The sequence below is a fragment of the Microcoleus sp. Pol11C2 genome, assembly GCF_036701505.1.
Classification (GTDB): domain Bacteria; phylum Cyanobacteriota; class Cyanobacteriia; order Cyanobacteriales; family Microcoleaceae; genus Microcoleus.
This window is the reverse complement of sequence record NZ_JAUBQX010000023.1, coordinates 89,918-98,796: the sequence shown is the minus strand read 5'-3', so window position 1 is coordinate 98,796 and position 8,879 is coordinate 89,918. Positions and strand designations below refer to the sequence as shown.

Here is an 8,879-nt window from a genome sequence, read left to right as displayed (position 1 = left end):
TTATTCATTTTTTTTGTCATAATCAAGTATTGCATATAATTGTACCGTACTCATGATAATGATTTAGGATTGCTATATCGAAAATACATACAGTTGCCACTTGACTCAAATTTGTAATTCCCATGAAGCGCGGATTTGAGATGAAGCGGTTATAGTGCGATCGAGGCTAAAGGGCGAGATCCTTTTCCACGAGCATTTGAGTTAAAAGTAGACGCAATATTCGGTCATAGTTGAGTGAATTTAAATCATCTATGATAGCAATCCTATTTCAGTGGTGAACAATTTTTATGCCCAGCACGCGAGCGAGTCGAGGTGGGGGTTTTAACGATTTCCCCCCTTCCCCTTCTAGTTAAAAATCCCTCAGTTGAGCAGTTTGAACGGCAACTTCTTTAATCTGGGCACCGCGGCGCACCTTCAGTTCCAGAATTTGACCGATTTTGCTGTTTTCCACCAAATTTTGCAACTGTTCGGGCTCAGTCACTCCCTCACCGTCAATTTCAACGATGACATCCCCCTTGCGAACCCCTGCTGCCTCAGCAGGCGTATTTGGCACAACTCGCATCACTAACACCCCTTTCACTTCCGGCACAATTAAAGGAGCATTGGGGTCAGAATTATTCTCTCTGGCCATTTCAGGAGTCAAAGCAATCATCTGAATCCCCAAAAACGGATGGCTGACTTGTTCTCCCTTGGCTAACTGCGCGTAGATGGCCTTGGCTTTGTCGATCGGAATCGCAAAGCCAATACCCATTGCGTCGGCTCGAATCGCCGTGTTGATGCCAATCACTTCTCCTCTGCTGTTTAACAGCGGGCCACCGGAATTGCCGGGATTGATGGCGGCGTCGGTTTGAATGAAATCGAGCCGCTTGTCGGGAATGCCGACGGCTGCACTGGAGCGTTTGAGGGTGCTGATAATGCCCAAGGTGACGGTGTTGTCAAATCCCAGGGGGTTGCCCACGGCGATCGCCCAATCTCCCACTTTCACCGCGTCAGAATCTCCCAAGGTGGCCGTCGGCAGGTTTAATTGCTTGGTATTAATTTTGACAACAGCCAAATCTGTTACTTCGTCAGTACCTTGGACTTCTCCTGGAAATGTCCTGCCGTCGTTTAGGGTGACAGTCACTCGATCGGCTTTGTCAACTACGTGAGCGTTGGTTAAAACAATCCCGCTTTTGTCAATGATGAAGCCAGAACCTTGACCGCGTAAGCGTTCTTGTCTGGGGGTCATGCTGCGTAAATCTTCTCCCAAAAATCTACGGAAGAATGGGTCTTCCATTAAGGGGTCGAGGTTGCGACTGACAGTGCGCTCGGTATCAATGCGGACAACTGCCGGCCCGACTCGATCAACTGCCGCCGTCACAAAACTGCCGGTATCCCCCGGCAGTTCCCCGCCCCGTAGTGCTAACAGTTGCGGATTCGGGGGAGTGGCTGGGAAATTCTGGAACTGTAAGTTGGGCGGATTTGTGCCATCAGCGGCGGCAGCGGGTGCAGCATTGATTGTTAAAGCACTCAGGGCGATCGTCATTCCTAAAATTAGGGCGAACCAACGAGCACTGATTCGAGGTGCGGGGCGAAAAAACTTAAATAGTCGCATAGCGTCAATCTTTGTTAGTCTGGGTTAGTCTGGTAAACGTGTGCGATCGTGCGGACTCAATAATCTGCCACTATGAAGATCCTAAATATATTTAGACAGTTACAATACATGAGTCACGAACCCGCACCAACTCAACCTATTCTGAATTCTAACTTTTAAATTTCCTTCGTAACCCCCATGATTGTATCTGATACTTCTACTGACAAATCCTTGCCCTCAAATTCCCACCACCATCACGACGATAAATCAGTCCACCCTCACCATCACGATGAAGAATCGATGCGGCGGCTGGTAAATCGCTTGTCTCGGATTGAGGGACACGTCCGCGGCATTAAAACAATGGTGCAAGAAAACCGTCCCTGTCCCGAAGTTCTCGTGCAAATTGCTGCGGTTCGAGGCGCGCTCGATCGCGTGGCGAGAATCATTCTTGACGAACACTTAACAGAGTGCATTGCCCGAGCCGCTAAAGAAGGTAATATCGATACGGAAATCGAAGAGTTGAAAGCCGCTTTGGATCGGTTTTTGCCTTAGCCTCTGCCAATTTTTACATCCATATAACAAAACCTGCAAATTAGACAAAACTTGCAAGCTATGATTTATGGCGAATTTTTTGAGCATCTTTCAAAAACACGGGAAAACCATCCAATCTTCTCCCCCTCACCCTCATTGCCACAACATATAATTTATATGCTCAGCAGTTTAGGAGAGCGAGTTGTGTGAAAAAAGAATTAGTCAGGTTTGTCGTGATTACGCAACTCCTCAAAATCTTCAAAAGCTGACGGGAAACAATTAGATAATCGGTGCTTAATCCGACTTAGTATGAACTGTCTAGACTTTCGTCAGCTTGGCTTTTAGGTGGTATCTGACTGTTGCATAAACGGCTTTATAGGAAGCTTGGATGCTGTATTCCTGCTGCAACCACTCTTGAATCTCTCCATAGCTTTTAAAACCTTCCTGGGGGTCGCTGAGGCGCATTGCCAAACTAGCGCGGGCCAGAGGAGGAATGGCCGGCTTACGGCCGCCGCTGTGCTTTGTTTCGAGGAGTCCTTCGAGTCCGTCAGATCGGTACTTTCTCAGCCACCGCTGCACTGTAATTCGATTGACCCCGATCGTCATTGCCAATTCTTTAACTGTCTTAACATGACAAATTTTGAACAGGTAAAGTGCTTGAATTTTTTGAAATCCGCTGGCTGTTTTTTGTTCAGTTAACAGGTTTTTTAGTTCTTCAATTGTCTCTGTGATGCTAAGCTTACATACTCCAGCCATATCAATTACCTCAAGATTCGCGTTCTACAATACCTTTGTTGGACAATGGAGCCAAAGCTGCTCCTATCCTAAATGCTGACCTTTTGTTGGCCCTGAAGCCATACAAAAGCGATCGTTCTCATTAAACTTTTTCCTTCCGGGAGGCACTCAGACGCTCAGAAACCGCATTATTTTACCCTGGAGCAAGGTGGCAACGATTTTTTTTGGTAAAAAACCCGGTTTCGGGGTCAGTTTTGTATTTGATGGACAAGCGTCATTGCTAATACTGATAGCCGTTAACCGATCGACTCTAAGATTAGCGGCAATAGGTGACTCTTAAGGAATACCATTTATTCTTTTATTGTTAAACATCTATCATGGTTTTCCTGGTATCTATTGGTAATTTTTGCGAACGTATGGGCGATTTTTAGTCATTAGGTTCTAGCAAACAGGCGAATGTCTCTACACCAGCGATCGCATTTTTATACAGACATTCCCCTACTCCCAGAAGTACATTTCTGGCTTTCGCTGTGCGAGAAATCTTGATATATCAACACTCTCATCACCCGGAGTGGGTAGCGCCGAGTGACATTGCAACCTACTTTCACAGCAAGCGGGCAAGTATCCGTGAAACTACTGGCTTTATCGCCAATTGAGTAAAACACGACGAGGGTGGCATTGTCAATTTCTCAGCATTACAGTATAAGTATCGGCTATTTTTGCCCGCCTGCTGTGATCGAAAGCCGAGTTTCTATGTGATCCTACTAGCATTTTTTTGTGATCTTAGTCACACGAATACTCAGTAAGCTCAACTACCCACAAAAAGTTATGGGTAGTTGAGCACTTTCCACCTCAAATCTTGCAGATTGAGGGAAGTCTCACCCTGGGTGTGAATCTTTCAGAATCTAAAATTGCAGAACATCCGGTGTAACCAGCTTGCTGACAGTATTCTTCATTTAAAAGGTGTAGAGAAGCCACAATGAACGTTGACGAACTGCTCAAGCTATATGCAATAGGAGAAAGAAATTTTAGCGGGGTCTACCTGCACGAGGTCTACCTCTACGAAGCAGAATTGATAGGAGCCAATCTGTATGAAGCCGACCTGATAGGAGCCAATCTCAGCAAAGCCAAACTTAACAGAGTCAATTTTGGCAAAGCCAATTTGTGCAAGATTAATTTGAGCAAAGCAGACTTAGGTGGAGCCGACCTCACAGAAGCACTTTTAGTTGAAGCTAACCTGCATCGAGCTGAGTTGATGGGAGCGAATCTCAGTAAAGCAGACTTGAGCGGAGCTTCCCTGATCCAAGCAACTTTAATTGGAGCCAACATATCTAGGGCAACACTCAGTCATGCAGACTTGCACGGAGTAAATCTTTACGGAGTAAACTTGCGTAGGGCGGTACTCACAGAATGCGATTTAATTGGCGCAAACTTGAGCAAAGTAGACCTTAGCGGAGCCGACTTAATGGGGGCGAGTCTAATTAGGGCAGACTTGACTGAAGCGATTTTAAGTGCGTCAGACTTAAGCGGAGCAAACCTGTTGGGAGCAAACCTTACAAAAGTTAACTTGAGCGGAGTATATCTTAAGGGTACAACGATGCCCGACGGCACGATTCACGACTAATTTATTTGTTAATTTTTATGGTTGCCGAGAACAGCGGCTAAAGGGTAATGAGTAATTCATTACCCTAATTTATTGGCAGCGAAATCTTTATTTGACATTCAGGTAAGGCCGAGAACTTCAATGTAGGGTGCTGATGGCGGACAGAACTCCTACATACGGCAAGTCAAAAGATTTGTTGGGTGAACTTGTGTTATGGTGATTTTCAATTGCTTCGATAAAAGCTATTTTAGATTTAATATTTTGGATTTTGGACGGTTAAAATGAAACTCAGAATCTTCGCTGCTGCAACGCTGCTAAGCGCGATCGCCCCGATCGCTCCTGCTGCAGCCGAGAACATCCAACACACGCAACAATTACTAGCCACCCGACAGTGTCCCAACTGCGACCTCAGCAGTGCGGGCTTGGTTTTAGCAAACCTAACCGGAGCCAATCTCAAAGGTGCGGACTTGAGGTTGGCTAACCTCAGTCGAGCCAACCTGACGGGGGCTGACCTCAGCGGTGCCAACCTCAGCGGCACTAGCCTGTTTGGCGTCAACCTGACAGGGGCGAACCTCAGCGGTGCCAACCTCAGCGGTGCTGACTTGAGAAGTGCCTATCTCAGCGACGCCAATTTGCTCAACGCCAACTTAACTAACGCGCAACTGCTCGGAGTTAGAGGAATGCCAACCAATATCGGCACCGCTGAAGACTTCTACCGCTTGGGAGTGCTGGAAGCTCAAGCAGGAAACTACAGAAACGCCATTGATTATTACAATCAAGCCCTGAATCTGAAATCGGATTTAGCAGCCGTTTATTTTGCGCGCAGTATGTCTCGCGCTGACTTGGGAGACTTCGCCGGCGCGGCTCAAGACGCTGCAATAGCAAACCAACTCTTTGCAGCTCAAGGAAATCCGCAAGGTCAGGAGTTGTCAAAGCAGTTAGGCGAAGCCATTGTTGCACGTCAAAAGCCTACGGAACCCCGCACTTCCAGCCGGGGCGACTTTATGAGTCTTCTCGGTTCGATCGGTTCTGTGCTGGTGAAGTTGATCTTGCCTTGACGGTTACCTAATTCAGGGGAATCTCGATCCAGAACTCTGTACCATGACCGGGTACAGAAACACACTTAAGTACGCCTTGGTGTTTCTCAACTACAATTTGGTAACTGATAGACAGTCCTAAACCCGTGCCCCGACCGACGGGTTTAGTAGTAAAAAACGGATTAAATATGTGAGAGATTAACTCTTGGGGGATGCCGTGACCATTGTCGGCAATGCAAATTCCTACCGTTTTTTCATCGATTAATTCAGTGCGAATCCGAATGCAAGGGGATGGGAAATCAGGAATCAAACGCTCGGTGGTGGCATTTATATCTCCTGACTCGATAGGCCGTATTTGGGAGCTTAAATGTGTCGCCGCTGCACTTGCCGCTTTCAAGGGAAGATTTATAACTCGCTCTTTTTTTCCCATTTCTAGGGCGTCAAGGGCATTACCGATCAGATTCATAAATACCTGATTGAGCGAGCTGGCATAGCATTCTACTAAGGGCAAATTGCCGTATTCTTTAATAATTTCTACGGTGTTGCGCTCGGAGTTGGCTTTGATCCGGTGCTGCAAAATCAACAGGGTACTGTTGATGCCCTCGTGAATGTCAACGGCTTTTTTCTCGGCTTGATCGGTTCTGGAAAAATTACGCAAAGATACAACTAACTGGCGGATGCGCTCAACTCCAACTGTCATGGAACCCAAAATCTTTGGCAAATCTTCGGCAAGAAACTCGATGTCGATTGCTTCGGAGCACTCGCTAATTTCTGGGTTGGGATTGGGGTAGTGCTGGCGGTAGAGTTCCACCAAGCAGAGCAAATCTTTGGTGTATTCGCTGGCGTGGGACAGATTGCCGTAGATAAAGTTAACGGGGTTATTGATTTCGTGGGCGACTCCGGCCAGGAGTTGTCCGAGACTGGACATTTTTTCGGTTTGAATCAGTTGGGCTTGGGTATTGTGCAGTTCTGTGACTGTTTTAGCTAGCTGTTCGGCTTTTAATCGCTCGGCAGTTGCTGCGTTGAGACTTTCTTGATAAAGTTCTGCTTGGTGAATGGCGATCGCAGCTTGAGCCGCTAAATGTTGCACCAATTCCTGTTCTGCTGTTTGCCAAACTCTCGGCCCCGAACACTCATGGGCAATCAACAACCCCCACAATTGGGAATCTTTGCCTCTCATCGGCACAATTAAACTTCCTCTCACCTGCAACTCTTCCAAAAATTCGCGGTGACAGGGTGTTAAATCCTCAGTATAAATATCATTAATTGCTCGCACCCCTCCGGCTCGATAAAAGCAGTCTGAGAATTCGGGAAAGCATTGTTGTGGAGATGTGATACCTAAAATTGACCGCCACTGGCCGCAAACAGCTTCGACAACTACCTCGCCCTGTTTGTCGGCTGCAAATTGGTAGATTACCGTGCGATCGGTATCCAACAAAACTCTGACTTCTCGCACAATAGTTTGCAGTATGATTTTTAAATCTAAGGTGCTGCGAATCTGGTCTCTAACTCGCGTCAATACTTTGGCAAAGTCCAAGGATTGTTGCAATTGGGCGGTGCGTTCTTGAACTTGGCGCTCCAAGTTGGCATTCAGAGTCTGCACTTCTTTATAAAGAACGTACTGCCCAATTGCCGAACAAAATTGGCTGCCTATAGCTAAAGCTTGCTCAATTTCCTCGTACTTCCACTCGGGCGACTGACCTTTTTTTATTTCTCGCCAGAGTTCAAAGGATTGTCTGGGAAGGGTTTGTGCAGCGCTGGTGTCAAAGCGCCCCGCCCACATTGTTTCGGTATCTATTGCATTGCGAAAAATGGTCAAACAGCCGACTACTTGTTGTTTATAGTGGAGGGGAATTACCAGCAAACCCCTAATTTTAGTAGATTGGAAAGCGGGAACTAAAACTCTAAATAGAGGTTCTTTGTATAAGTCAGTAATTATCAAAACTGGGAATTGACAGTTAGTAAAAGTTGAAATTCTGGAAATTTCTTCACTATTTTTCAATCCTTTGGTTAGCCATTCATGCCAGAGGGGATGAGCTTCGATAGCCTTAACTTTTTCCCAATTGGGAAGTGTCGGTTGTTCTCCTGTGGTGAACAGTTCAAAGGTAGCCTCGCGGTGGGTCGGGGCAATTGCCAATTCTCCTTCAATCTTGGGAACGGATAACTTTTCACCGTTGATTTTCGACTGGTTGAGATAGAGTCTGCCACCGCTGCCGCCCAAAGCGGTGACGGTGGCTTCTAAACCCTGTTGCAGTTGAATGTTGACGTGACCGTACAACAGGGCTGCTATGCGGCTCACGGTAGCTTCGCGGGCGGCTTGAGAGCGGGTTTGCTGGAGGAGGAGCGCGTGGGCTATAGCGCTAGACAATTGATCTGATACGAGCTGAACTACTTCTAAATCTGCTGGTGAGATATTGAGGGGCGCAGAGTGGTGAGACACTAAAAGTCCCCACAGTTCGATGTGAATTTTTTGATTATTTCCTGGCTCGTATCGAGTCAGACACGTGGCCGCCTCGCAGATATCTGTTTTGCTGTTTGGCGACGCGATCCTACGGTGCAAAATCGGCACGACTAAGGAAAATTGCACTCCCATTGCCATCAGGTAAGCGGTGTGGCAAGGATCGAGCGCTCGGTAGTGCATCTCCTCCTTTACTAAAGGTTGACCGGTGTCTGCTGCATCGAGGGGACTCAGGACGATCGTCCCTGAGTTAACATCTATTATTGTCCGCTGGCGCAAAGCGACATACATCTCTCGGGCGCTCGCGGGAATGTCGTCTGCTGGAAAGTGGAGTCCTTTCAAGGAAGGGAGACAGTTGTTATTAATTGACTCGGCAACAACTTCTCCACTTCCGTCGGCACTAAACCTGTAAATCATAATGCGATCTGTTTTCAAAAAAGACCGCACTTCTGCTACCGTACTTGTTAAAATATCTTCTAATTCTAGAGATTGGCGGATGCGTTCAGTTATCCGCCGTATCAAAACTTCTCTGTCTAGTTTATAATGTAATTCTTCCGTATTTTCTGTGAGTTGCATAAATCTCCTTTTGTACTTATACAATGATAATAAGAAGTTTTGATGTGCTGTTGGAGCGTTCAAACTCAAATGGCTCACCCTGAGTTTTTGACTCAACCGATCTGTACAATTAATCGGTGGCGCATGGGTGAGAGACGACGGCGTATCGCCTCGGGTGGGCTGGGGCAAGTAAAATCTGCGATCGCGCCAGTTTAATCCTTGCCTTCAACAGGCAGAGCGACTCAAGCAAATAATTATTATTATTTTAATGCTCTTATAAATTTCTCGCAATCTTCAACTCTCACTATGAGAATTCTTCATTGTTAGGATAACTTGACATTTGTTGTATAACTTCATATAATGATAATTAACGAAAGAATTTGAGTT

Annotated in this window: 6 protein-coding genes; 3 read left to right on the top strand and 3 right to left on the bottom strand. The window is 46.5% G+C overall.

What is annotated here, in order from left to right:
* Window positions 1-349: 349 nt before the first annotated feature.
* Complete coding sequence (locus QUA42_RS15395; protein WP_333138033.1) at window positions 350-1,594, bottom strand: HhoA/HhoB/HtrA family serine endopeptidase; 1,245 nt, start codon at window positions 1,592-1,594, stop codon at window positions 350-352.
* A gap of 177 nt (window positions 1,595-1,771) precedes the next feature.
* Between QUA42_RS15395 and QUA42_RS15390 the strand changes: the two genes are divergently transcribed.
* Window positions 1,772-2,125 (top strand): metal-sensitive transcriptional regulator, encoded by a 354-nt coding sequence (locus QUA42_RS15390; RefSeq protein WP_333138032.1) that lies wholly within the window; start codon window positions 1,772-1,774, stop codon window positions 2,123-2,125.
* Between the two features lie 297 nt (window positions 2,126-2,422).
* On the opposite strand, the gene QUA42_RS15385 is transcribed toward QUA42_RS15390, so the two are convergent.
* Window positions 2,423-2,860 (bottom strand): helix-turn-helix domain-containing protein, encoded by a 438-nt coding sequence (locus tag QUA42_RS15385; protein WP_333138031.1) that lies wholly within the window; start codon window positions 2,858-2,860, stop codon window positions 2,423-2,425.
* Between the two features lie 958 nt (window positions 2,861-3,818).
* Between QUA42_RS15385 and QUA42_RS15380 the strand changes: the two genes are divergently transcribed.
* Both QUA42_RS15380 and QUA42_RS15375 read left to right on the top strand, forming a co-directional pair.
* Window positions 3,819-4,463: a pentapeptide repeat-containing protein gene (locus tag QUA42_RS15380; RefSeq protein ID WP_333034648.1), complete on the top strand. Its 645-nt coding sequence runs from the start codon at window positions 3,819-3,821 to the stop codon at window positions 4,461-4,463.
* A gap of 260 nt (window positions 4,464-4,723) precedes the next feature.
* Window positions 4,724-5,500 carry a pentapeptide repeat-containing protein gene (locus tag QUA42_RS15375; RefSeq protein WP_333138030.1) on the top strand — a complete coding sequence of 259 codons (777 nt, stop codon included), beginning with the start codon at window positions 4,724-4,726 and terminating at the stop codon, window positions 5,498-5,500.
* Window positions 5,501-5,507: 7 nt separating this feature from the next.
* Here QUA42_RS15375 and QUA42_RS15370 read toward each other — a convergent pair whose 3' ends face one another.
* Entirely contained in the window at window positions 5,508-8,513 is a 3,006-nt protein-coding gene (locus QUA42_RS15370; RefSeq protein ID WP_333138029.1) for a GAF domain-containing protein, read from the bottom strand.
* Window positions 8,514-8,879 lie beyond the last annotated feature (366 nt).

Excerpts from the sequence above, each read along its gene's own strand:
- QUA42_RS15395 (WP_333138033.1), bottom strand. The coding sequence starts at position 1,594 with ATGCGACTATTTAAGTTTTTTCGCCCCGCACCTCGAATCAGTGCTCGT.
- QUA42_RS15380 (WP_333034648.1), top strand. The coding sequence starts at position 3,819 with ATGAACGTTGACGAACTGCTCAAGCTATATGCAATAGGAGAAAGAAAT.
- QUA42_RS15390 (WP_333138032.1), top strand. The coding sequence starts at position 1,772 with ATGATTGTATCTGATACTTCTACTGACAAATCCTTGCCCTCAAATTCC.
- QUA42_RS15375 (WP_333138030.1), top strand. The coding sequence starts at position 4,724 with ATGAAACTCAGAATCTTCGCTGCTGCAACGCTGCTAAGCGCGATCGCC.
- QUA42_RS15370 (WP_333138029.1), bottom strand. The coding sequence starts at position 8,513 with ATGCAACTCACAGAAAATACGGAAGAATTACATTATAAACTAGACAGA.
- QUA42_RS15385 (WP_333138031.1), bottom strand. The coding sequence starts at position 2,860 with ATGGCTGGAGTATGTAAGCTTAGCATCACAGAGACAATTGAAGAACTA.